General features: G+C 70.4%; 20 protein-coding genes. 7 read left to right on the forward strand and 13 right to left on the reverse strand.

Translation table 11 applies throughout. From position 1 onward, the window contains the following. The first annotated feature begins 124 nt into the window (after positions 1–124). Positions 125–2,515, forward strand: a complete 2,391-nt coding sequence (locus LPC04_RS24995) for a penicillin-binding protein 1A (protein WP_275685036.1) — start codon at positions 125–127, stop codon at positions 2,513–2,515. An 8-nt stretch (positions 2,516–2,523) separates the two neighbouring features. Here the strand turns inward: LPC04_RS24995 and LPC04_RS25000 are convergent, their stop codons facing one another. Together LPC04_RS25000 and cyaY are read right to left on the reverse strand one after the other, a co-directional pair. Beyond that, positions 2,524–3,309, reverse strand: coding sequence for a type 1 glutamine amidotransferase domain-containing protein (locus LPC04_RS25000; protein ID WP_338055483.1), 786 nt, complete (start codon positions 3,307–3,309; stop codon positions 2,524–2,526). A 4-nt stretch (positions 3,310–3,313) separates the two neighbouring features. Further along, positions 3,314–3,658 (reverse strand): iron donor protein CyaY, encoded by a 345-nt coding sequence (cyaY, locus tag LPC04_RS25005; protein WP_275685037.1) that lies wholly within the window; start codon positions 3,656–3,658, stop codon positions 3,314–3,316. Between the two features lie 19 nt (positions 3,659–3,677). Between cyaY and lptM the strand changes: the two genes are divergently transcribed. After that, entirely contained in the window at positions 3,678–3,938 is a 261-nt protein-coding gene (lptM, locus tag LPC04_RS25010) for an LPS translocon maturation chaperone LptM (RefSeq protein WP_275685038.1), read from the forward strand. A 4-nt stretch (positions 3,939–3,942) separates the two neighbouring features. On the opposite strand, the gene LPC04_RS25015 is transcribed toward lptM, so the two are convergent. The 5 genes from LPC04_RS25015 to LPC04_RS25035 form a co-directional block, all read right to left on the reverse strand. Beyond that, positions 3,943–4,983, reverse strand: coding sequence for an ABC transporter ATP-binding protein (locus LPC04_RS25015; RefSeq protein ID WP_275685039.1), 1,041 nt, complete (start codon positions 4,981–4,983; stop codon positions 3,943–3,945). Then, on the reverse strand, positions 4,980–5,960 hold the full coding sequence (locus tag LPC04_RS25020; protein WP_275685040.1) for an ABC transporter ATP-binding protein: 981 nt from the start codon (positions 5,958–5,960) through the stop codon (positions 4,980–4,982). Before LPC04_RS25020 ends, LPC04_RS25015 begins: the two co-directional genes overlap by 4 nt. After that, on the reverse strand, positions 5,957–6,919 hold the full coding sequence (locus LPC04_RS25025; protein WP_275685041.1) for an ABC transporter permease: 963 nt from the start codon (positions 6,917–6,919) through the stop codon (positions 5,957–5,959). Before LPC04_RS25025 ends, LPC04_RS25020 begins: the two co-directional genes overlap by 4 nt. Next, complete coding sequence (locus LPC04_RS25030) at positions 6,916–7,899, reverse strand: ABC transporter permease (RefSeq protein WP_275685042.1); 984 nt, start codon at positions 7,897–7,899, stop codon at positions 6,916–6,918. The genes LPC04_RS25025 and LPC04_RS25030 overlap by 4 nt, the downstream gene beginning before the upstream one ends. Before the next feature lie 161 nt (positions 7,900–8,060). Beyond that, positions 8,061–9,092 carry a porin gene (locus tag LPC04_RS25035; RefSeq protein ID WP_275685043.1) on the reverse strand — a complete coding sequence of 344 codons (1,032 nt, stop codon included), beginning with the start codon at positions 9,090–9,092 and terminating at the stop codon, positions 8,061–8,063. Between the two features lie 202 nt (positions 9,093–9,294). On the opposite strand from LPC04_RS25035, the gene coq7 reads away from it, so the two are divergent. Beyond that, positions 9,295–9,942: a 2-polyprenyl-3-methyl-6-methoxy-1,4-benzoquinone monooxygenase gene (gene coq7 / locus LPC04_RS25040; protein WP_420854770.1), complete on the forward strand. Its 648-nt coding sequence runs from the start codon at positions 9,295–9,297 to the stop codon at positions 9,940–9,942. Positions 9,943–9,961: 19 nt separating this feature from the next. Here coq7 and LPC04_RS25045 read toward each other — a convergent pair whose 3' ends face one another. Next, entirely contained in the window at positions 9,962–10,384 is a 423-nt protein-coding gene (locus LPC04_RS25045) for an OsmC family protein (protein WP_275685044.1), read from the reverse strand. Between the two features lie 441 nt (positions 10,385–10,825). On the opposite strand from LPC04_RS25045, the gene ilvA reads away from it, so the two are divergent. Next, the gene (gene ilvA / locus LPC04_RS25050) at positions 10,826–12,475 is read left to right on the forward strand and encodes a threonine ammonia-lyase, biosynthetic (RefSeq protein WP_275685045.1); all 1,650 of its coding nucleotides are present in this window, start codon (positions 10,826–10,828) and stop codon (positions 12,473–12,475) included. Position 12,476: 1 nt separating this feature from the next. Here the strand turns inward: ilvA and LPC04_RS25055 are convergent, their stop codons facing one another. Continuing rightward, positions 12,477–13,127 carry a Crp/Fnr family transcriptional regulator gene (locus tag LPC04_RS25055; RefSeq protein ID WP_275685046.1) on the reverse strand — a complete coding sequence of 217 codons (651 nt, stop codon included), beginning with the start codon at positions 13,125–13,127 and terminating at the stop codon, positions 12,477–12,479. A gap of 265 nt (positions 13,128–13,392) precedes the next feature. Here LPC04_RS25055 and LPC04_RS25060 point away from each other — a divergent pair, with 265 nt between their 5' ends. Together LPC04_RS25060 and LPC04_RS25065 are read left to right on the forward strand one after the other, a co-directional pair. Continuing rightward, positions 13,393–14,316 carry an ABC transporter ATP-binding protein gene (locus tag LPC04_RS25060; protein WP_275685047.1) on the forward strand — a complete coding sequence of 308 codons (924 nt, stop codon included), beginning with the start codon at positions 13,393–13,395 and terminating at the stop codon, positions 14,314–14,316. Position 14,317: 1 nt separating this feature from the next. Further along, positions 14,318–15,928: a hypothetical protein gene (locus LPC04_RS25065; RefSeq protein ID WP_275685048.1), complete on the forward strand. Its 1,611-nt coding sequence runs from the start codon at positions 14,318–14,320 to the stop codon at positions 15,926–15,928. Here the strand turns inward: LPC04_RS25065 and LPC04_RS25070 are convergent. Then, positions 15,885–16,775 (reverse strand): LysR family transcriptional regulator, encoded by an 891-nt coding sequence (locus LPC04_RS25070; protein ID WP_275685049.1) that lies wholly within the window; start codon positions 16,773–16,775, stop codon positions 15,885–15,887. The genes LPC04_RS25065 and LPC04_RS25070 overlap by 44 nt on opposite strands. Positions 16,776–16,889: 114 nt before the next feature. Here LPC04_RS25070 and LPC04_RS25075 point away from each other — a divergent pair, with 114 nt between their 5' ends. After that, the gene (locus LPC04_RS25075) at positions 16,890–17,831 is read left to right on the forward strand and encodes an NADP-dependent oxidoreductase (RefSeq protein WP_275685050.1); all 942 of its coding nucleotides are present in this window, start codon (positions 16,890–16,892) and stop codon (positions 17,829–17,831) included. On the opposite strand, the gene LPC04_RS25080 is transcribed toward LPC04_RS25075, so the two are convergent. From LPC04_RS25080 to LPC04_RS25090, 3 genes are all read right to left on the reverse strand, one after another. Continuing rightward, positions 17,828–19,720 carry an AI-2E family transporter gene (locus LPC04_RS25080; RefSeq protein WP_275685051.1) on the reverse strand — a complete coding sequence of 631 codons (1,893 nt, stop codon included), beginning with the start codon at positions 19,718–19,720 and terminating at the stop codon, positions 17,828–17,830. The two genes, LPC04_RS25075 and LPC04_RS25080, sit on opposite strands and share 4 nt — an antisense overlap. Positions 19,721–19,797: 77 nt before the next feature. Then, a complete protein-coding gene (locus LPC04_RS25085) occupies positions 19,798–22,041 on the reverse strand; it encodes a phosphocholine-specific phospholipase C (protein ID WP_275685052.1) in 2,244 nt (747 codons plus the stop codon). Between the two features lie 37 nt (positions 22,042–22,078). Then, complete coding sequence (locus tag LPC04_RS25090; RefSeq protein ID WP_275685053.1) at positions 22,079–22,639, reverse strand: PEP-CTERM sorting domain-containing protein; 561 nt, start codon at positions 22,637–22,639, stop codon at positions 22,079–22,081. Positions 22,640–22,762 lie beyond the last annotated feature (123 nt).

The following is a 22,762-nucleotide window of genomic DNA, read 5'->3' on the forward strand; positions in this document are numbered from 1 at the left end:
GACAGGGTGGGTAACTGCCTAGTGATCTCATATCCGCGATTTGGTGGACTTCGACGGCACCGCAGGCGGCTTAAGCGAGACTTGTCGGTTTCTATAATCGTCGCTTACATCCCGGCCTACATTCATGACCGATCCAGACAGCACGCCTGCGAAACTTCCCGTCCCGGCGCCCCGGCGCCCCCCTGCTGGCCACTGGGCCGCGCGGGCCGCGCGGAGCCTGTTGCGAGCAGTTTTGACAATTGCCGGCGGGGTGTTGGCGTTGTTACTCGGTGTTGCAATCTGCGCGGCCATCGGGCTTGCTGTCGCGTATCCAAACATGCCAGAGCTGAGCGCTTTGACGGATTACCGCCCGAAATTACCGTTACGGGTTTTTTCTTCTGATGGCGTGTTGCTGGGGGAATATGGTGAGGAAAGGAGACAGTTCGTCCCGATCGGCCAGATCCCGAAGGTCATGCGCGACGCCGTATTGGCCATCGAGGACGCGCGTTTCTACCACCACGGCGGCGTCGACTACCTCGGCGTGATCCGGGCGGGGATGGCCAATGTCGGGGAGGCGCGGAGCCAGGGCGCGTCGACGATCACGATGCAGGTGGCGCGCAACTTCTACCTGTCAACAGAAAAAACCTTCACCCGCAAGCTCTACGAGATTCTGCTGGCGCTCAAGATCGAGGCGCAATTGAGCAAGGACCAGATTCTGGAGCTGTACATGAACCAGATTTATCTGGGTCAGCGGGCGTACGGCTTCGCCTCGGCGAGCGAAATCTATTTCGGCAAACCGCTCAAGGACATCACCATCGGCGAGGCGGCGATGCTGGCCGGCCTGCCCAAGGCGCCTTCGAGCTACAACCCGATCGCCAACCCGAAGCGCGCCAAGCAGCGCCAACAGTACATCATCGACCGGATGTTCGAAAACGGGTTCATAACGGAAGACGAGCGCAAGGCTGCGCATGCCCAGGTGTTGCAATACCGGGCGCCGACCGAGTCCCCGATCCACGCGGAATACGTGGCCGAAATGGCGCGCCAGCTGGTGTTTGCGCAATACGGCGACGAGGCCTATACGCGCGGGCTGAATGTCACCGTCACGGTGGATTCCACGGACCAGTTGGCGGCTTACCACGCTCTCAGGCGCGGGATCATGGACTTCGAGCGTCGGCAGCAATTCCGGGGCCCGGAAGGGTATGTCGACCTGCCGGACGACCCGAAGGCGATCGACGCCCGCGTGGCCGAGGCGCTCGCCGACCACCCCGACAACGACGACCTGAAGGCCGCCGTCGTGCTGGAGGCCTCGCCCAGGAAGGTGTTGATCGCGCTGCAGTCGGGCGACACGGTGACGGTGACCGGCGACGGCCTGAAGCCGGTCACGTCCGGCCTGTCGCCCAAGGCCGACCCGAAGGTGCAGATCCGCCCCGGCGCGATCGTGCGCGCGATGAAGACCGACAAGGGCGACTGGACGCTCACCCAGCAGCCCGAGGTCGAGGGTGCGTTCGTCTCCACCGAGCCGGCCACGGGCGCGATCCGTGCGCTGGTGGGCGGCTTCGACTACGGCAAGAACAAGTTCAACCACGTCATGCAGGCCTGGCGCCAGCCGGGCTCGAGCTTCAAGCCCTTCATCTACTCGAGCGCGATCGAGAAGGGCTTCAACGGCGCGACGGTCGTCAACGACGCGCCGCTGTTCTTCGACGCCGGGACCACCGGCAGCCAGCCGTGGGAACCGAAGAACTACGACGGCAAGTTCGAAGGGCCGATGAAGCTGCGCGACGCGCTCGCCAAGTCGAAGAACATGGTGTCGATCCGCATCCTGCAATCGGTCGGACCGGCCTACGCGCAGCAGTGGATCTCGCGCTTCGGCTTCGATCCCGAGAGGCATCCGCCCTACCTGACGATGGCGCTCGGCTCGGGCTCGGTCACGCCGATCCAGATGTCCACCGCCTACGGCGTGTTCGCCACCGGCGGCTACCGCGTCAACCCGATGCTGATCACCAAGGTGATCGACGCGCGCGGCAAGGTGCTGCTCGAGGAAGCGCCCAAGCCCTTCAACGACTCGATGCGAGCGATCGAGCCGCGCAACGCGTTCATGATCGAGTCGCTGCTCAACACCGTCACGCTGCGCGGCACGGCCGCCGCGGCGCAGCGCGTCCTGAAGCGCCCCGACCTCTACGGCAAGACCGGCACCACCAACGATTCGCTCGATGCCTGGTTCTGCGGCTTCCAGCCGTCGTTGGCCGCCGTCGTCTGGATCGGCTACGACAACCCGCGCAAGCTGGGCGACCGCGAGACCGGCGGCGGCCTGGCGCTGCCCGTCTGGATCGAATACATGCAGACCGCGCTGAAGGACGTGCCGCAGCAGCCGCTGGAGGCGCCCGCCGGCGTGAGCAACATCAACGGCGAGTGGTACTACGACGAGTTCGGCCCGGCCAACGGCGTCAGCGGCCTGGGGCTGGACGACAAGATGCCGCAGCAGACGACCGACGACGAGAAGAAGAGCATCCTCGACCTCTTCAAGACCGGCAACTGAAGGGCCGGTCAGCGCGCGGCGAGCATCTCCACGAGTTCGTGCGCGAACCGGTGCGCATCACCCGGCCAGCGCGCCGACAGGTAGCGGCCGTCGCGCACCGTGAAGCCGACGCGGCGCAGGCGGTCGGAGTCGCGCAGCAGCGCCGGCGGGCCGGTCAGGAAGTCGCGCGGCGAACGCAAGGCCGCCGCGACCTCGTCCTGCACCGTCTGCGGATAGGTGCGGTAGTAATCGCCGAGACGACGGCGCGTGAGGCGCCAGGCGAGCATCTCGAGCTGGCGCGTGAGGCCCGTCGTGCGGCGGCCGAACAGCACGCTGCGCCCGGCGTCGTCCCCGCGCGTGACGCGCGAGCGGGCCGCGAGCACGGTGCCGTGGCAGATCGCCGCCACCGGCAGGTCGCGTTCGAAGAACGTGGCGACCGCCGACTGCAGCAGCGGCGATTCGAGGTACTCGCGCATGCCCGGCGCGTGGCCGCCGGGCAGCAGCACGGCGTCGAAGCGGTTCGCGGCCAGTCCGTCGGCAATGTCGCCCCAAGCGATCGGCGCGCGATAGGCCATCGACTGCGCCATGCCGTCGTGGTCCGCCACCGCGTTGCCCTGCGCGCGCAGCATCGGCGCCAGCAGGCCGAGGTCGCGACCCTCGAGCATGCGCGGGTCGGCCTGCGCGGGCCGGGCGTCGGGCGTCGCGAAGACGCACGCGTGGCCGGCCTCCGTCAGCACGCGCCAGGGCACGCCGGCCTCTGTCGGGTCGAAGTCCAGGCGCGGCAGCGGGACGAGGACGGTGGCCAGGACGACGATCCCGTCAGGCGACGAACTGCAGCGGCTTGCCGCCCTGTCGACTCGCCTCGTCCGACAGGCGCGCGAAGAAGTCGACGCCGTCGCGCGTGTCGCGCCAGGCCGCGTCCACCCACTTGAAGTGGAAGCCGCCGTTGCGCGCCGCGAGCCAGATCTCGTGCAGCGGCGGCTGCTTGTTGACGACAATCTTGCTGCCGTCCGGAAACTCGAGCTCGACGAGGCCGCCGGCGCGGTTCGTGTCGATGTCGATGACGCCTTGCTGCAGCCAGTCGTCGCACTGACGCTCGATCGCGGCCAGCACGCGCTCGGCGGCGGCCTGGTACTCGGTGTCCTGCAGGGTCGAGGTCGACATGGTCGATAGAATCCGGGGGATGAATGAACGCCAGGGATCGAGTTTAGCGGGGCGCCGGCGCCCTGCGCGCGGCGCTGTCTTGGGCGCGGGCGCGCTGTTGCTTGCCCTGGCGCTCGCGGCCTGTGGCCAGAAGGGGCCGCTGTACCTGCCGGCGCAGGCCGGCGTCGCCGCCACGCCCGCGAGCAGACTACCGAGTGCGCCCGAGGACGGTCGCCCCGCCGCGCCCCTGCCGCCCATGGACGGCGCGAGTTCGCCCGGGCTGCCGCCCGCGGCCAAGTGAGCGCCTAGATCCGCCCTTCCTCGACGGCGTGGCACGCCACCCGCACCGGCCCGGAGGCCAACAGCAGCGGCCGTTCGATGCGGCAGCGCTCGTTGGCATGCGGACAACGCGGATGGAACGCGCAGCCCGCCGGCGGCGCGAGCGGATCGGGCAGTTCGCCGAGCACCGGCGCGCGCTCCCGTTCGGGCGCGCGTGGATCGGGCACCGCGGCCAGCAGCATGCGCGTGTAGGGATGGCGGGGCGCGGCGAAGAGCTCGGCCTTGGGCGCCAGCTCGACCAGCCGCCCGAGGTACATCACGCCCACGTCGTCGGCCACGTAGCGCACCACCACCAGGTTGTGCGAGATGAACAGGCAGGCCAGCGCGCGTTCGCGTTGCAGGTCCACCAGCAGGTTGAGCACCTGCGCCTGCACCGAGACATCGAGCGCCGACGTCGGCTCGTCGCAGACGAGGAACTCCGGGCTCGTCGCGATCGCACGCGCGATCGAGATGCGCTGACGCTGGCCGCCCGAGAACTGGTGCGGGAACTTGCGCACGTCGAAGCCATCCAGCCCGACCGACGCCAGCAGCGCGGCCACGCGCGCGGGCGCCTGCGCCGGCAGGATCAGGCCCTGCTCGAGCAGCGGCTCGGCCACGATGTCGCCGACGCGCCAGCGCGGATCGAGGCTGGCGTACGGATCCTGGAAGACCATCTGCATGCGCCGCCGCAACGCGCGCGCGCCGTCCGCGGGCCCCGCCAGCGTCGCCTGGACGTCGAGACGGTCGACCCACGCGCTGCCCGCCGTCGGCATCTCCAGTCCCACCATCAGCCGCGCCAGCGTGCTCTTGCCGCAGCCCGATTCGCCCACCAGCGCGAGCGTGCGGCCGCGCGAGATCGTGAAGCTCACGTCCTCCACGGCATGAATGCGTCCGGGCGCCACGCTCCGCAGCAGGCGGTCGGTCCAGGGCACGTGCATCGCGAAGGTCTTGCCGAGGCCGCGGGCTTCGGCGACGACGGTCCCGGGCGTCGCGGGCCGCTCCAGCGTGGCAAGGCTGTGGTCGCTCATGCCGCCGGGCCCTCGAGGATGGGCCACCAGCAGGCGGCGCGGGTGCGCCGGACCAGCGCCAGCTCGGGCCGCTCCTCGCTGCAGCGCGGACTCGCCTTCGGGCAGCGCGGATGGAACGCGCAGCCGGAGGGGATCTCGCCGAGCCGCGGCAGCGCGCCGTCGATCTGCGCGAGACGCCCGCCGGCGTCGGCGAGCGACGGCACCGACGCCATCAGCCCCGCCGTGTACGGATGCGCCGGGTGCCGGATCACCTCGCGCACCGGGCCGATCTCGACGATGCGCCCGGCGTACATGACGGCCACGCGGTCGCAGGTCTCGGCGACCACGCCCATGTCGTGCGTGATCAGCAGCGCCGACGCGCCGCGCGCCTGCGTCACGCCGCGCAGCAGCCGGATGATCTGCGCCTGCATGGCGACGTCGAGCGCCGTGGTCGGCTCGTCGGCGATGATCAGCCGCGGCTCGCCGGCGAGCGCGAGCGCGATCACCACGCGCTGGCGCATGCCGCCCGAGAGCTCGTGCGGATATTGCCCAAGGCGCGCCTCGGGTGCGGGCAGGCCGCTCTGGCGCAACAGCGCGATGGCGCGCTCGCGCGCCTGCGCCGCGGTCAGCGGCAGGTGCGTGCGCAGCGTCTCGATCAACTGGCGCCCGATCGTGTACAGCGGATTCAGCGAAGTCAGCGGGTCCTGGAAGATCGTCCCGACATGCCGGCCGCGCAGCAGCCGCATCGCCTCGGGCGGCAGGTCGTCGATGCGCTGCCCTTCGAACAGGATCTGGCCGCCACAGATCCGGCCGGGCGGCTCCAGCAGCCCGATGATGGCGGCGCCGGTCAGCGACTTGCCCGCCCCCGACTCGCCGACCACGCCGAGGATCTCGCCGGCCGCGATGTCGAACGAGACGCCGTCGAGCGCGCGCAGCGTGCCGCGACGCGTCGGGAACTCGACGCACAGGTCGCGCACTTCGAGCAGCGGCACGCTCATTGCAGCCTCGGGTTGAGCGCGTCGCGCAGCCAGTCGCCGAGCAGGTTCACGCTCATCGCGATCAGCACGAGCGCGGCGCCGGGGAACAGCGTGATCCACCATTCGCCGGCGTACAGGAAGTCGTTGCCGATGCGGATCAGGGTGCCCAGCGACGGATTGGTCGGCGGTACGCCCACACCCAGGTACGACAGCGTGGCCTCCGCGACGATGGCCTGGCCGACCTGGATCGTTGCCAGCACCAGCACCGGCCCCAGCACGTTGGGCAGCACGTGTCGACGCAGCAGCCGCCAGCGCGAGAGGCCCACGAGGCGCGCGGCCTGCACGTATTCCTTGTTGCGCTCCACCAGCGTCGAGCCACGCACCATGCGCGCGTAGCGAACCCAGTCGGTCAGCGTCAGCGCGAGGATCAGCACCGCGAACGCGAGCACGTCGCGCGCCTGCGGAAAGATCGCCCGCCCGACGCCATCGATCAGCAGCGCGATCAGGATCGGCGGAAACGACAGCATCACGTCGCACAGCCGCATCAATGCGGCGTCGACGATGCCGCCGGCGAAGCCCGCCACCAGCCCCGCCGTCACGCCGATCAGCACCGACAGCGCGACCGCGCTGAGCCCGACCATCAACGAGATGCGGGCGCCGTACAACAGGGCCGACAGGATGTCGCGCCCCTGGTCGTCGGTGCCCAGCGGATAGGTGGCGCGGCCGTCGGTCAGCCAGGCCGGCGGCAGGTGCGAATCGGCCAGGTCCAGCCCGGCCAGGTCGGACGGATCGTGCGGTGCGAGCCACGGCGCGAACAGCGCGCCGCACAGGCACAGCAGCGCGATGGCCGCGGCGAGCACGGCCGTGCGCGAATGCACGAAGTCGTGCCAGAGATCGCTGGCCAACAGGCGTGTCCAGCGCGCCGGCCTTCCCGTTTTGCTGGTGGCGGCGGCGAGTCCGGTCGTCAAGGGTGGCTTCATCGATGCCCCCCGAACCCATGCACGCGCAGGCGCGGATCGACCACCGCGTAGAGCAGGTCGACGGCCAGGTTGATCGTGACGAACACCAACGCGATCAGGCACAGGTAGGCGGCCATGACCGGCACGTCCGGGAACTGCACGGCCTGGATGAACAGGCTGCCCATGCCGGGCCACGAGAACACCGTCTCGGTGACGATGGAGAACGCGATCAGGCCGCCGAGCTGCAGGCCGGAGATCGTCAGCACCGGCACCAGCGTGTTGCGCAGCGCATGGCCGAAGTGGACGACGCGATCGGGCAGGCCGCGCGCCCGTGCGAACTTCACGTAGTCCGAGCGCAGGACTTCCAGCATCTCGGCCCGCACCAGGCGCATCAGCAGCGTCAACTGGTAGACGGCCAGCGTGAAGGCGGGCAGCGCGATGTGGCGCCAGCCGTCGGCAGTCAGCAGTCCGGTGCTCCAGGCGCCAACCTGCACCGTCGTGCCGCGGCCATAGCTGGGAAACCAGCCGAGCTTGACCGAGAACACCTCGATCAGCACGATGCCGATCAGGAAGCCCGGCAACGAGACGCCCAGCAGCGACGCGGCCATCGTCAGCCTGGCATCCCAGTGACGGCGGCGCAGCGCGGCATATACACCCAGAGGTATGCCCGCCAGTGTCGCGACCAGCGCCGCGACGGTAGCCAGCTCGAAGGTCGCGGGCAGCCGCTCGGCGATCAGCACGGACACTTCCCGCCCCTGGCGCAGGCTCAGGCCGAAATCGCCGGTCAGCGCGCGGCCGACGAAGCGCGCGAACTGGACCGGCGCGGGCCTGTCCAGCCCGAGGTCGGCATGCAGCTGCGCGCGCTGGGCGGCCGAGGCATCCTGGCCCACCATGTTGACGACCGGATCGCCGACGTAGCGAAACAGCGAGAACGCTCCCATCCCGACGACCAGCATCACGAGCACGGCCTGAGCAAGTCGACGGAGGATGAACGACAGCATCGGGGGCAAGAATACCCCGGGAATCGCGGCCACGTCCCTCGGGGTCCACCGCACTCGCGTCGACGTGCCGCCAATGAAAAAGGCCCGTCCGAAGACGAGCCTTGATGGGGCTCCGCGCGAAGCGGAGCGCTGAACGTCGACCCGGCCAGGCCGGGATGCGATCAGAAGTTGTGGACGACGCCCAGGTTGAACGCCTTGTCGCCGGTGCCGGTCGCCGTGGCGTTGCCGACCGTGAAGGCGGCGCCGTGCTCGTTGTTGATGCGAGCGAAGGCCATGTAGACCGACGTGCGCTTCGACAGCGGGTACAGGTAGCCCACGCCGACTTGCTGCGCGTCCTTGTCGGACAACGTGCGATCGTTGTGGTGGATGTACGAAGCGAGGACTTGACCGCCGGCGACCGGGATCGTCACGCCGCCCATCATGTCGAGGACGTCGAGCGACGACGGGCCGGTGGACTTCTGCACCAGGGCGTGGAGCTTGATGATGCCGAAGTCGTACGTGCCACCCAGCAGGTAGTTCTTGCGCGCGGCGCCGTTGCCCGAAGCGTTGGCGACGTCGTAGAACGTGAAGCCGGCGTAGGCCGGGCCGGACGCGTAGGTCAGGCCAGCGCCGGTTTCGCGGTTGGCTTGCCAGTTGCCGGTCTGCTCGCCGAAGGCGACTTCAGCCGAGGCCGTGATGCCACCGATGTTCGGCGTGGAGTACGTCACCGAGTTGTTCAGGCGGATGCCCGACGGGTCGACGATGTTGTTGACCTGGCCGGCGAAGCCCGTGCCGAACGGGTCGATCGTGCTCAGGTTGTTGAACCCGAGGCTGTACTGGCGGCCGGCGCTGATGGCACCGAAGGCGCCGGTCAGGTCACCGTGAGCCTGGCGGCCCATGAACGCGTTGCTGCCCGTGCAGAAGTTCGGGACGGTAGCGCCGTTCGACGACACGCCAGCGGCGCTGTCCGCGCAGAAGCCGGTTTCCAGCTGGAACGCCGCCTTCATGCCGCCGCCGAGGTCTTCGACGCCCTTGAAGCCGATACGCGAGCCACCGGTCACGCCAGAGTCGAGACGGACGGACTTGCCGGAGGAGCTGCCGCTATCCAGAGTCAGGCCGAGATCGACCTTGCCATAGAGGGTGACGGACGACTGGGCGGATGCGACGCCGCTGACGGCGGTGAGCACTGCGAGAGCGAGCAGCGACTTTTTCATTGCGAATATCTCCTAGGGTTAACAAGAGATTCCGGTCGCGGCGCGGCTGGGCGTGTTTGACCGCAATTGCCGCGACCTCATCGGAAGCTGCATGTATTGCACCAGAGGGGCCTGCCGGTTGCAAAGAAACACGACCGAAATCGCGAGGCCTTGTTGTCCTCGCACAACTTCGCGTTTACCCGTAATCGGTTATCGTTTCCGCATGGAAATGAGTCTCGTCGATCGCTGGATCTGCGGCGCCGAAGTCGCGCTGCGCACGCTCTCCGGCGGCAGCCGCGCCGAACGCGCGACGCCCGCCTCCGCGCTCGCGGACACGCCGTCCGCGCCGTCCGAACTGAGCGTGGACGAGAAGCGGCTGTCGGGCGCGTTGATGCGGGTCAACCATGTCGGCGAGGTCTGCGCCCAGGCCTTGTACCAGGCCCAGGCCGTCGCCACGGCCAACGTCGAACTGAAGGCGCAGATGGCGCGCGCGGCGCGCGAGGAGATCGACCACCTCGCCTGGACCGAACAGCGCCTGGCCGAACTCGGCGACCGTCCCAGCCTGCTCAACCCGCTGTGGTACGGCGGGGCGTTCCTGATCGGGCTCGTCGCGGGCCGGCTGGGAGACCGGGTGAGCCTGGGCTTCGTCGTCGAGACCGAGCGCCAGGTCGAACATCACCTTGAAAGCCACCTGGAGCGCCTGCCCGCCGGCGACCTCGCCTCGCGGGCGATCGTCGACCAGATGCGCATCGACGAGGCGCAACACGCCGTCGCCGCGCAACTGGCGGGCGGGGTCGAGCTGCCGGCGCCGGTGCGTGGGGCGATGCGGCTGGCCGCCAAGGTCATGACGGGCACCGCCCACTACCTCTGAGGCCAGCGGCGCGGGCGTCCTACCCCTCGAGGACCTCGAAGCTCGTGGTGACCGCGGCCGTCTTGCCGAGCATGACGGTGGCCGAGCAGTACTTCTCGTGTGACAGCGCGATCGCCCGCTCGACCGCCACCGGCGGCAGTGCGCGGCCGCGGACCGTGAAGTGCAGGTGCAGCTTGGTGAACACCTTCGGATCCTCGTGCGCACGCTCGGCGGTGGCCTTGACCTGGCAGCCGGTCACGTCGTGGCGGCCCCGCTTGAGGATCAGCACCACGTCGTAAGCGGTGCAGCCGCCGGCGCCGGCCAGCAGCGTCTCCATCGGCCGCGGTGCGAGATTGCGGCCGCCGCCGTCCGGGGCGCCGTCCATCGTCAGCAGATGGCCGCTGCCGGTCTCGGCCGAAAAGGCCATGCCGGTTTCCGGCAGCCAGTTGATCGTGCAATGCATGGTGTCGCGTCCGGAAATGGGTGTCCGTGTCGATTGTGCAACGCCCGAATTGGCACATGGCGCCTCGGGACACTGCAAATCCATACCAAACTGGTGCACGACCGTGCTTTTTTGCACCGGGCACGAGCATTTGGGATGCCTCCCTACAGAGGAAAGACAACAGATATTGCGGTGCAACAACCGGTGATATAGACTGACTTCATTGTCGCTGCGGCAGGCCCTTCGAACCCCGGTTCCACGCCCGCCCCACCGACCGCAAGTTGTCTCCTCCACCTCCTCAAAACTGGTGGATTCAGGCCCGAAGCTGTGAAGCTCCGGGCCTTTTTCTTGGCCGCGTCGATTTCGCCCCCAGCGTGGCGTTCGTTGTCGCATCGAGAAGCCAGCGCGCGCCGCGGGCCGTATCATCCGGCGGCTCTGCCCAACCTGCGACTGGAGCTCCCGATGGCCGCCGCACGCCCCCTGCGTGAATCCCCTTCCGATGCCGACGCGGGACGCGTGCCCGGCATCGCGGAGATTGCGGCCACGCCGGCGCCCGCGGCTGCGCTGTCGAAAAGCGCCCAGGCCATCGCCGGCGCCTACCTGCGCAAGATCCTGACCGCGCGCGTCTACGACGTCGCCGTCGAGACGCCCCTGGAACTCGCGAAGAACCTGTCGCGCCGGGTCGGCAACCAGGTGCTGCTCAAGCGCGAGGACACGCAATCCGTCTTCAGCTTCAAGCTGCGCGGCGCGTACAACAAGATGATCAACCTGGCGCCCGAGGCGCTTCAGCGCGGCGTCATCTGCGCGTCGGCCGGCAACCACGCGCAGGGCGTCGCGCTGAGCGCCAGGCGGCTGGGCGTGCGCGCGGTGATCGTGATGCCGGTGACCACGCCCAAGCTCAAGGTCGACGCGGTGCACGCGCTCGGCGGCGAGGTCGTGCTGCACGGCGACAGCTATTCCGACGCCTACGCCCACGCGCTGCAGGTGGAACAGGCCGAGGGCCTGACCTTCGTGCATCCGTTCGACGACCCCGACGTCATCGCCGGCCAGGGCACCGTCGCGATGGAGATCCTGCGCCAGCACCAGGGGCCGATCGACGCCGTGTTCGTGGCGATCGGCGGCGGCGGCCTGATCTCCGGCGTGGCGGCGTACATCAAGGCGCTGCGGCCCGAGATCAAGGTGATCGGCGTGCAGGCGCAGGACTCCGACGCGATGATCCAGTCGGTCAGGAAGGGCAAGCGCGTCACGTTGAGCGACGTCGGCCTGTTCTCGGACGGCACCGCCGTCAAGCTGGTCGGCGCCGAGACCTTCCGCGTCGCGCGCGCGCTGGTCGACGAGTACGTGACGGTGGACACCGACGCCGCCTGCGCCGCGATCAAGGACGTGTTCCAGGACACCCGCAGCATCCTCGAGCCGGCCGGCGCGCTGGGCGTCGCCGCGATCAAGCAGTACGCGGAGACGCACAGGCTCAAGGGCAAGACCTTCGTCGCCATCACCTGCGGCGCCAACATGAACTTCGACCGCCTGCGCTTCGTCGCCGAGCGCGCGGAGTTCGGCGAGCAGCGCGAGGCGCTCTACGCAGTGACGGTGCCCGAGGAACGCGGCAGCTTCCGCCGCTTCTGCGAGCTGATCGGGCCGCCGGGCAGCGCGCCGCGCCAGGTCACCGAGTTCAACTACCGCATCTCGGCCGCGGACCAGGCCCACGTGTTCGTCGGCATCTCGATCGCCCGGCGCGACGAGGCCGAGAAGATCGCGCGCCACTTCGAACGCCACGGCTTCCCGACCGCCAACCTGACCGGCGACGAGCTCGCCAAGGAACACGTTCGCCACATGGTGGGCGGCCGCAGCGCGCTCGCGGCCGGCGAACGCCTGTTCCGCTTCGAGTTCCCGGAGCGCCCCGGCGCGCTGATGCGCTTCCTGAGCTCGATGCATCCGGACTGGAACATCACGCTGTTCCACTACCGCAACCAGGGTGCCGACTACGGCCGCATCCTGGTCGGGCTGGTGGTGCCGGACAAGGACAGCAAGGCGCTCGCGACCTTCCTCGCGACGCTGGCGTTCCCGTGGGTGGAAGAGACCGACAATCCGGTCTACAAGCTGTTCCTGAACTGACTCACCAGTGCGACGGCAGCTCGCGCAGGATGCGCAGCCGCCCGTCCTCCAGCGAGATGATCGCCGCGTGCTCCAGATCGCGCAGGATGCTGCCGGCCATCTCCTGCGAGCAGCCGAGGCGCTGCGGCAGGTCGATCTCGGCCAGCGGCTCGCGCACGACGCGCGTGCCGTCGAACTGCGCCTGCGCCACGGCGTCCAGCCAGCGCTTCAGGCGCAGGTAGGCTTCGTTCATCGCGTACTGGCTCGCGGCCAGCGTGGCGACGCGGGCGCGCTGGATCACCTTGGCGATCAGCTCGAACGCGAACTGCGGGCGCTCGGAGATGTATTGCATCAGCGTGGCGCGCTCGACGTAGGCGCAGGTGGTGTCGGACAGCGCCTCGACGCTGGCCATGCGGGCGCCGCCGTCCAGGCCCATCTCGCCGAGGTAGTCGCCCGGCCCGTACAGGCCGTAGGTGACGTGGCGGCCCGTGTCCGAGCCGGTGAAGGCGCGCAGTTCGCCGGCCAGGATGATCAGCAGCGCGTCGCCGCGGTCGCCCTCGTCGAGCACGAGCGAGCCCTTGCGGAAACGCCGGATCTCGCTGCGCTCGGCCAGCGGTCGCAGGATTTCGGGCAGCGCGTTGTAGTCGATGGGGCCGGATTTGCGTGCGGACATTCGGAGGGCTCCTGCGCCGCGGACGGCGGCGTGGGGTGCGGGGGAAAACGTCGCTTCAGTATCGCCGGTTTGGCCGCGGCCCGTGCAACGGGCCGTGTCCTGCCGGCCGCGTCCGTGCGGTGGTTCGCACACCCGGCGGCCGCCTGTTCGTCGGCGCGGGCGCGGGCCTGTCGTCGCCGGGGTGCAGCCCGTCGCAGCGCGCTGGCAGGCGACGCGGCGGATGACGACCATGCCGACCACCAAGACATCTCCGGGCTCGCCTCCCATGACCAAGACCTGCCTCCCCGCCTGGCTGACGCTCGACGACGTGTCCTTCGCCTACGGCCGCGGGCCGGCGGTGAACCGGTCGCTCAACCTGACGCTGGGCCCGGGCATCGTCGGGCTGCTGGGCCCCAACGGCGCCGGCAAGTCGACGCTGATGCGCATGCTCGCCACGCTGGCCAGGCCCCGCAGCGGCCGCATCCTCTGGCGCGGCACCGACATCGCCCGCGAGCCCGACGCGCTGCGCGCGACGCTGGGCTACCTGCCGCAGGACTTCGGCGTCTACCCGGCGTTGTCGGCGCGCGAGTTCCTGGCCTTCCTGGCCGCGGTCAAGGGCCTGCCGCCGCGCGCGACCGCCGCGCGCGTCGACGAGTGCCTGGCGCAGGTCGGCCTGCTCGACGTCGCCGACCGCGCGCTGGCGGGCTACTCGGGCGGCATGCGCCAGCGCGTGGGCATCGCGCAGGCGCTGCTCAACGACCCGCAACTGCTGGTCGTCGACGAGCCCACCGTCGGGCTCGACCCCGCCGAGCGGCTGCGCTTCCGCCACCTGCTGACCGAGCTCGCGGGCGAACGGCTGGTGCTGCTGTCGACGCACATCGTCTCCGACGTCGAGGCCAGCGCCGCGGCGCTGGTGGTGCTGCAGGGCGGCCGCGTCGTCTTCGACGGCACGCCGCAGGCGCTCGTCGCCGGCGCGCGCGGTCGCGCCTGGGACTGGACGATCGCCCCGGCGCAGCTCGCGGCCGCGCGCAAGAACTTCGTCGTCAGCCAGTCGATGCACCTGGGCGACAGCGTGCAGCTTCGCGTGCTCGGCGAGCGTCCACCCGGCGCCGGCGCGGTGCCGGCCGAGCCCAGCCTCGAGGACGCCTACACCGACCTGCTGGCCCGCGCCGCGTCGTCGCCGCGCGGCCTGCCCGAGGCGGTGGCCTGAGATGAGCGGGACGCTGCCGCCGCCCGTTGCCTGGCGCGTCGCGCGCGCCCTGTGTCTTGCCGACCTGCGCCAGCGCACGCGCAGCACGCGCTTCCGGGTCGCCGCGCTGGCCATCACGGCGGCCGGCTGGTGGTGCCTGCCGCCCGCCGACGCCGGCTACCTGGTCGTGGCCATCGGCGACCACCATCGCGGCTTCTACTCGAGCGCGTGGATCGGGATGGTGCTGGCGATGCTGTCCCTGCTGTGGGGCCTGGTCGGCTTCTACCTGGTGCGCGGCACCGTGCAGCGCGACTTCGACACCCGCGTCTGGCAGCTGCTGGGCACGACGTCGATGCGGCGCGGCGCGTACCTGCTGGCCAAGTGGGCGAGCCACGTCGCGGTGATGGGCGGGCTGCTGTTCGCGACACTCGTCGTCGGCCTCGTCGCCCAGCTCGTGCGCGCCGAGGATCGCCACGTCGACCTGTGGGAACTGGTCAAGCCGAGCCTGTTCATCGCGCTGCCCACGCTGGCCTTCAGCGCGATGCTCGCGATCTGGTTCGACGTCGTTCCGCTGCTGCGGCGCACCGTCGGCAACATCGTGTTCTTCTTCGTGTGGATCGGCCTGCTGACGACCGGACCCGCCGGCATCGTGCACGACCGGGCGGCCCGCGCCGCCGGTGCCGCGGCGAGCATCGAGCAGCCATGGACCAGCGACCTTCCCGCCATGCGCATGATGCAGTGGTCCATCGAACACCAGATCGCGCGCGGCCTGCCGGAGAAGACGCGGCTCGAGGGCTTCTGCGTCGGTTGCGGCGGCGTGGCGGCGCCGCCGGCGCGCTTCGTCTGGACGACGTGGGAAGTGCGTGGCGCCGTCCTGTGGGGCCGCATGCTGTGGCTCGCGGCGGCGATCGCCGGCGTGCTGCTGGCGGTGCCGTTGCTCGACTGGGCCGCCGCCCGCGCAGCGACGCCGGCGTCCGGCGCCAGGCGCCCGCCGCGCCAGCTGCGCTGGTTGCGCGCGGTGCTGCGGCCGTTGCAAGGCACGGCGACCGGCGTGCTGATCGCTGCGGAAGCCCATGTCGTGCTGCGCCAGCGGCCTGGGTGGTGGTGGGCCGCGTGGCTCCCGCTGTGGGGCGTGCAGCTGTTCGGCCCGCGCCATGCGGTCGCGCTCGCGATGCTGGCCGGATGGACGATGCTGCTGGATGTCTTCGCGCGCACCGGCCTGCGCGACCACGACCATCGCACGCTGGAACTCGTGGCGACGGCGCCCGGCGCACGTCGCCGGCTGCTGCTGGCGCGCGCGGCGATGCTCGTCGGCCTCGCCTGGATCGCGGCTGCGCCCGGGCTGCTGCACGAGTCGATCGTGCATCCCGGCATGAGCACCACCGCGTTCGTGATGGCCGCCTCGGTCGCGCTGTGGGGCCTCGCCTCGGTCGCGCTGACCCGCAGCAGCCGGCCCTTCGAGCTGGCCTTCATCGTCGCGGCCTACGCCACCACGCAAGGCGTCGCCTGGCTCGACGCGGCCACGCGCGCCAACGGCGTGACGCTGGCGCACCTGGCCGGCATCGTGCTGGCGACGGCGATCCTGGCAGTCAGCCTGCGAGCCGATCGGCCAGGAACGCGACGAACGCCTTGACGCTGGCCGGCTGCAGCCGCGACGACGTCACCGCGTGCACCGGCAGCGCCGCCATCGCCCATTGCGGCAGCACGCGCACGAGCCGCCCGCTGGCGAGCGCGTCGCGCACCAGGTCGGGCGTCAGCGCGGCCAGCCCCATGCCGCGCTCGGCGAGCACCTTGAGCAGGCTGTGGTTGTTGACCATCACGCGCCCGCGCACGGTCACGTCGACCGCCACGCCCTCGCGCTCGAGGCGCCAGCGGGTCTGCAGGCGCGACGCGCGCAGCAGCAGGCCCTCGTGCGCGGCGAGGTCGTCGGGATGCGCCGGCGTGCCGCGCAGGTCGAGGTAGGTCGGCGACGCGAACAGCGCGCGCTCGGCGTAGCCGATGCGGCGCACGACGAGCTGGTCGCCCTTGACCTCGCCGAGGCGGATCGCGACGTCCAGGTGATCGCCCACCAGGTCGGCGTGGCGCGACGACAGGTCGACATCCAGCGTGATGCCCGGGAACTGGCGCGCGAACTCCGGCAGCAGCGGCCCGATCACGTACAGGCCGAGATCCACCGGCATCGACACGCGCAGGTGACCGCTCGCCCGCGTCGCGGTCTCGCGCAAGGCCTCCTGCGCCAGCCGCGCCTCGTCGGCCAGGTGCGCGCAGCGCTCGAAGTAGCGCGCGCCGGCCTCGGTCAGCTCGACCCGGCGCGTGGTGCGGTCGAACAGGCGCACGCCGAACTCGCGCTCCATCGCTGCGATGCGGCGCGACAGCGTGGCCACCGGCACGCCCAGGTGGCGCCCCGCGGCGCTGAAGTTCTTCGCGCGTGCCACCTCGACGAACAAGGTCATGTCGTGCAGGGCGGAGAGATCGCTCATGGCGGTACTTTATTCCATGAATGGAAAGATCAATCCCGGCGCTGCGGGTTCTCTTCGAGGGTGCGAAGTCCCACCATTGACTCACCCCAAGCCAACCCTCCCAAGGAGATTTCCATGAAAGCCATCCGCCTCAATGCCTTCGGCGCCGCCGACCAGCTCGAGCTGCAGGACGTCCCCGTGCCCGTCGCCGGCCCACGCCAGGTGCTCGTGCGCGTCGTCGCCGCAGGCGTCAACCCCGTCGACTGGAAGATCCGTTCCGGCGCGCTCGCCGCGCAATTCGGGCTGCAGGTGCCGCTGACGCCGGGCGGGGACGCCGCCGGCGTCGTCGCGGCGGTCGGCACCGAGGTCGACACGTTCGAGCCGGGCGACGCCGTGTTCTTCTTCGCCGGCTTCCCGCGCGAAGGCACGTATGCCGAGTTCGTCGCCGTCGACGCCGCGCAGGTCGCGCGCAAGCCGCGCACGGTCTCGTTCGCCGAGGCCGCCGCGATCCCCACGCCCGCGCAGGCCGCGTGGCGCGCGGTGTTCGACGTCGCGAATGTGCAGCCCGGCCAGAAGGTGCTGATCCACGGCGGCGGCGGGCCGCTGGGCAGCGTCGCGGCGCAGCTCGCGCGTCACGCGGGCGCGCGCGTGAGCGTCACCGCCGGCGACGCCTCGATCGCGATCGCGCGCGCCACCGGCGCCGACGAGGTGATCGACTACCAGCGCCAGGACTTCGCGACGCTGGTGCGCGACGTCGACGTCGTGATCGACACCGTCGGCGGCGCGGTGCAGGAAGCCTCGTGGGGCGTGCTGAAGAAGGGCGGCCTGCTCGTCGCCACCGCGGTGCCGCCGTCGCCGGAGCGCGCGGCCGCCGCCGGCGCGCGCGCCGAGATGCTGCAGACGCCGCCGCGCGGCGACGTGCTGGCGAAGATCGCCGAGCTCGTCGACGCCGGCCGGCTGCGCGTGGCCCTGTCGCACGAGTTCGCGCTGGCCGACGCCGCGCGGGCGCACCAGCTCGGCGAGAGCGGCCAGGCGCGCGGCAAGATCGTGCTGCACGTCGGCCTGCCGGCTGCCTAGCTTGCGGGGGTCTTCTTGAAGCGGACCGCCACCTCGGCGGCGGCCTCCTCGAACGAGTGGACGACGAGATCCAGCGCCTCGTCGGCCGTCGAAAACTCTCCCTCGGGCAGCAGCGCGATCACCGCCGCATCGGCGAAGCGTTCGCGCAGCGTCGGCAGCAGCGTCGCGGCGCGTTCCCATTCGTCGGCCGGGTGGGCGCTCACGACGAACAGCATCGCGACACTGCCGGCACTCGCGCCCGGCGGCGGCCCGCGACCGATGTCTTCCAGCGAGAGGTGGCGCGCGTCGACCTCCTGCGTGCGCAGGATGCGCACCAGCAGCTCGGTGACGAGGTCGTCGCGCATCGAGCCCAGTCCGATGCACAGCACGACCGAGCCCGGAGGCACCTCCAGCGGCCCCTGCCAATGGCCCGCCACGCGTTCGCGTTGCAGGCGCAGGTGCACGCCGATGCTGGTCTCGTCGAGCACGGAGCCGCGCCGACTTCGCCACGTCGGCCGGCAGCCGTCCGTGCCGAGCGCCTCGATGACGCGCGCGACCGTGCTCTTGACCGTCGCCTGCTGTTGCGGCGTGATGCTGTGCTTCCCGAGATCGGCGGTGGCCAGCTGCAGGGCAGGCATCAGGATCTTGTCGCAGTAGCGCGCAAACGACTTGCGCTTCAGATAGGCCTGCGCCGCCGCCACGATCTCCTCGTGGTCGCCCGACATCGCGCGCTGGTAGAAGCGTTCGGACAGCGTCAGCGCCGGCGTGTCGCCCAGCAGCACGTCGAGGAAGGCCAGGCCCTTGATGTGGCGGCCCGCGACGACGAGGCACAGTGTCAGCGGCGTCGACAGCAGCAGGCCGATCGGGCCCCAGATCCAGCTCCAGAAGATCGCCGCCACCACCACCGACAGCGGCGACAGCCCGGTGCTGTGGCCATACAGCTGCGGCTCGACGACCTGCGACGAGACGAGCTCCACCGCCGCGAACAGCCCCAGCAGCTCGAAGACCAGCGTCCAGCCCGGATCGACCGCTGCCGCCAGCAGCGCGGCGCTGCCGGCCGCGATGAACACGCCGACGTAGGGCACGAAGCGCAGCAGCGAGGTCAGCACGGCCCACAGCACGCCGTGTGGCAGCCCGATCAGCAACAGCCCGATCCACACCGCCACGCCGACGCCGACGTTGACCGCCAGCTGCGACACGAAGAAGCGCGACAGCCGCTCGCCGGCATCGTTGAACGCCTGCGTCGTGCGGCGGATGTCCGAGCCGCCCAGCAGTCGGATGAAGCGGTCGCGCAGCGCCTCGTGCTCGAGCAGCACAAAGACCATCACGATCAGCACGATGCTCGCGCGGCCCAGCGGCCCCCAGATCGACGAGAACAGGTGCGAGATCACCTCCACCGGCGTCTGCGCGCGCGGCCGGATCTCCACCGGCACGGCGCCCGAGGCGGTCAGCGGCGCGCCCTCCAGCGTCGCGCGCGCCGGGACCGACGCCGCGCCGGCCTCGTCGCCGAGCCGGCTCATCATGCGGCCGGCCTCGCCCTGCAGCACGCGGCTGGTCGTCACGTCCTGCACGGTCTTCAGCTTGTCGCGGATCGTGGTCTCGTACTGCGGCAGGCTCTCCGCCATCGACACCACCTGCGAGACGATCATCCCCGCCAGCCCGCCGACCAGCAGCGTCAGCACGGCCACCGCGCCGAGCACCGCCCACACCTGCGAGCGCACGAAGCGGCGCAGCTTGCGCACCAGCGGCGCGATCAGCAGGCTCAGGATCACCGCCAGCGTGATCGGCACCAGCACCTCGCGCCCGAAATAGAGCAGCCCCAGCACGACCGCGGCGTTGACGAGGCCGCCGGCGTGGAACTTCGTCGGCAGGGCGGGTGGAGCGGGTGGTGCGGGTGGCGGAGGCGTCACGGGCGGCTTTCGGCGCAGTCGGCAAGTCTGCCGAGCTTAGCGCCGAAAGACTGTCCCTCGACTTTCCACGAGAATGATCAGCTCACCTTGTACTGGTTGCCGACCGCCGCGCCGTGCATCGCCGGGTCGCTGGTCGAATCGGCGCCGGTCTCCATGCGGCCCGCGAAGCGGCGGCTGTAGTCGGCCTGGCCGTTCACGCGCACGCTGAAGTCGTACCAGCCGTTGCTGGCCGCGAGCGGCAGCGTCAGCATGGTCGTGCTGTGGGCCGCCACCGGGATCGTCGAAGGATCCGCCGGGTAGTACGCGTTGGCCGCGAGCGCGAACGTCGCCTGCACCGGGCCGGCGTTGCTCAGCTGGACACGCAGCTGCCGGCCGGCGGCGTCGTAGCTCAGGACGACGTCGGGGTTGGGCTGGCCGGCCGAGGCGACGCGGCGTGCGTTGCCGGTGAAGTGGCGGTGGAAGCCGTTCGGCGCGAGCACCCACAGGTCGTACGCGCCGGAGGCCAGGGGCGCCCAGGTGTCGACCAGCGTCTTGCCGGCCTCGACGGTGTAGCGGCGCGGGATCGCGGTCAGGTTGTTGCGGTCGTAGACATGGAACACCGCCGCCTGCGTGCCGACATTGGTGAAGGTCAGGCGCACCGAGACCGCGCCGAGGCTGGTCGTGCTCGTGACCACCGTCGCCGTGGCGTGCAGCGCGTACGGCAGCGCGCGCGATGGCTTGATGCCCTGCGCCTGCACCGGCAGCACCGGCACGGGCGCGACCGTCGGCGTGGTCGTCTTGCCGAGCGCGCGGCTGGCGGCGTCGCGCGCGGTCGTGTCCGGCAGCGACGAGACCAGGTCGGTGTCGTTGGGCGTGGCGAAGTTGAAGCACGACATCAGGTCGCCCACGACGGCACGGCGCCACGCGCTGATGTTGGGCTCCATCACGCCGAAGCGCTTCTCGATGAAGCGGATCGTCGAAGTCTGGTCGAACACCTGCGAGTTGACCCAGCCGCCCTTGCTCCACGGCGAGATGACGTACATCGGCACGCGCGGCCCGAGGCCGAACGGATGGTGCTTGTAGGGATCGACGGTGGTGATCCCGCCATCGGCGTCGCCAAGATACTCGTCGGACGCGTCCACCGTGCTGGCACCCGCAAGCACCGACTGCGACGGGTCGGCGTTCCACGTGACGTAGGACGGCGGCGCCGGCGGCGCGGCGTGGTCGAAGAAGCCGTCGTTCTCGTCGAAGTTGATGATCAGCACGGTCTTGCTCCACACGTCCGGATTGGCGGTGAGCGCATCCAGCACCTTGGCGATGTAGGCCGCGCCCTGCGCCGGGCTCGATGCGCCCGGGTGCTCGGAGCCCGACGACGTCGCGCAGATCCAGGACACCTTGGGCAGCGTGCCGGCGATCACGTCGGCCTTGAGCAGGTCGAGGTCGCGCGTCCTGATGCCCTTCTCGTAGAGCGCCTGCTGGCGCGGCGTGCGCGTGGGCGACACGCTGGGCGTGCTCGCGGCATTGGCATCGCGGAAATTCCTGAATCCCAGCAGCGAGTTCAACGCGTAGAACTCGACCTCCTCGTTCTGGTAGACCTGCCACGACACGCCCGCGTCCTCCAGGCGTTCCGCATACGTCATCCAGGTATAGCCGCCCTTGACCGTGCCGTTGGTGAGCGCGTTGTAGCTGTTGTCCATCGCCGGGCCGTTGAAGATGCCCGGCTGGCCGGGATCGTCGTGGCCGTGGTTGGTGCCCGTGAAGAAGAAGCAGCGGTTGGGGTTGGTGCCGCCGGTGAACGAGCAGTGGTTGTCGTCGCAGAGCGTGAACGCGTTGGCGAGCGCGAACTGGAACGGGATGTCCGCCTGCGTGAAGTACACCATCGACGGGTTGTTCTTGTACTGCGGCCAGTTGGACAGCCGGCCGTGGTCCCACGCGAGCTGCGCGTCCGGATACAGGTGCGGGGTATCGGCGGTGCGGATCAGCGCGAAGTTGGCCGAGGTGTCGTTGTGCTGCGGCGCGAGCACCTTCGGGTTGCTGCCCGTGGCGGTGTCGTTGCGCTGGTACCAGACGGTCCTGCCCGCCAGCAGGGCCGTGTCGGGCACCGGGATCGGGAACGGATCGGCGAAGCCGCGCACGCCGGCCATGGAGCCGAAGTAGTGGTCGAACGAGCGGTTCTCCTGCATGAAGCAGACGATGTGCTCGACGTCCTCCAGCGTGCCGGTGCGGTCGTTGGCGGCGATGGCGAGCGCGCGCGCGATCGCGGGCGGGAAGGCACTCAACGCGGCGGTGGAGCCGGCGGCGGTGGCGATGCTGCGGATGAAGTTGCGGCGGTCGAGGGTCATGGCATGGCGTTCCGGCGTGAGGTTTTGACGTGGCGTTTCAGGCGCGGCGGCGGGCGACGGCGGCGAGCGCGACCAGCCCGCAGGCCAGCAGCGCCGTCGATGCGGGCTCGGGCACCGCGGCGGAGAACGTGAGGTCGTCCAGCACGAAGCCGCCCTGGTCGGCGCTCGAGACGATCACCTCGTCGACGAGCCCCGCATAGCCGCTCGCCAACCAGGTCGGCGTGGCCGAGGTGGCGAGCGTGGCCGAGGTCGCGACCAGCGCGCCGTGCTCGTACAACTTGAACGACACGTCGACATCCTCGTAGCCGGCGAACCAGGCGCCCTGGAAGGTCCTGCCGTCGCCCAGGCCGATCGCGGTGGCGGCGTCGGCGTCGCCGAAGCCGCTCGCGATGCGCATGCTGCCCGAGTGCGCGCTGAACGGCGGCTGCGCGTCGCCGAAGGCGAACCAGTCGCCGGCGGACCAGTCGAGGCCGCCGTAGTTGGCCGGCACGAAGTCGTCGCCCGCGAGGTCGTCGAACGTGAGCACCGTGGCCGACACGAACGGCGCGACGGCGAGGCCGGCCGCGGCCAGCAAGAGGGACGAGAGCAGGCGTTTCATCGTGACTCCGGAAAGGGCTTGGGATGGCCCGAACCTTAGCCAGGCGGCGTGACGAGACAGCGACGGATTCGTGTCACCGCGACTGCCCGACCACGCGATCTCCCATCGGCTTGTCCATGGGCC

The sequence above is a fragment of the Scleromatobacter humisilvae genome (assembly GCF_023231945.1).
GTDB classification, from domain to species: domain Bacteria; phylum Pseudomonadota; class Gammaproteobacteria; order Burkholderiales; family Burkholderiaceae_C; genus Scleromatobacter; species Scleromatobacter humisilvae.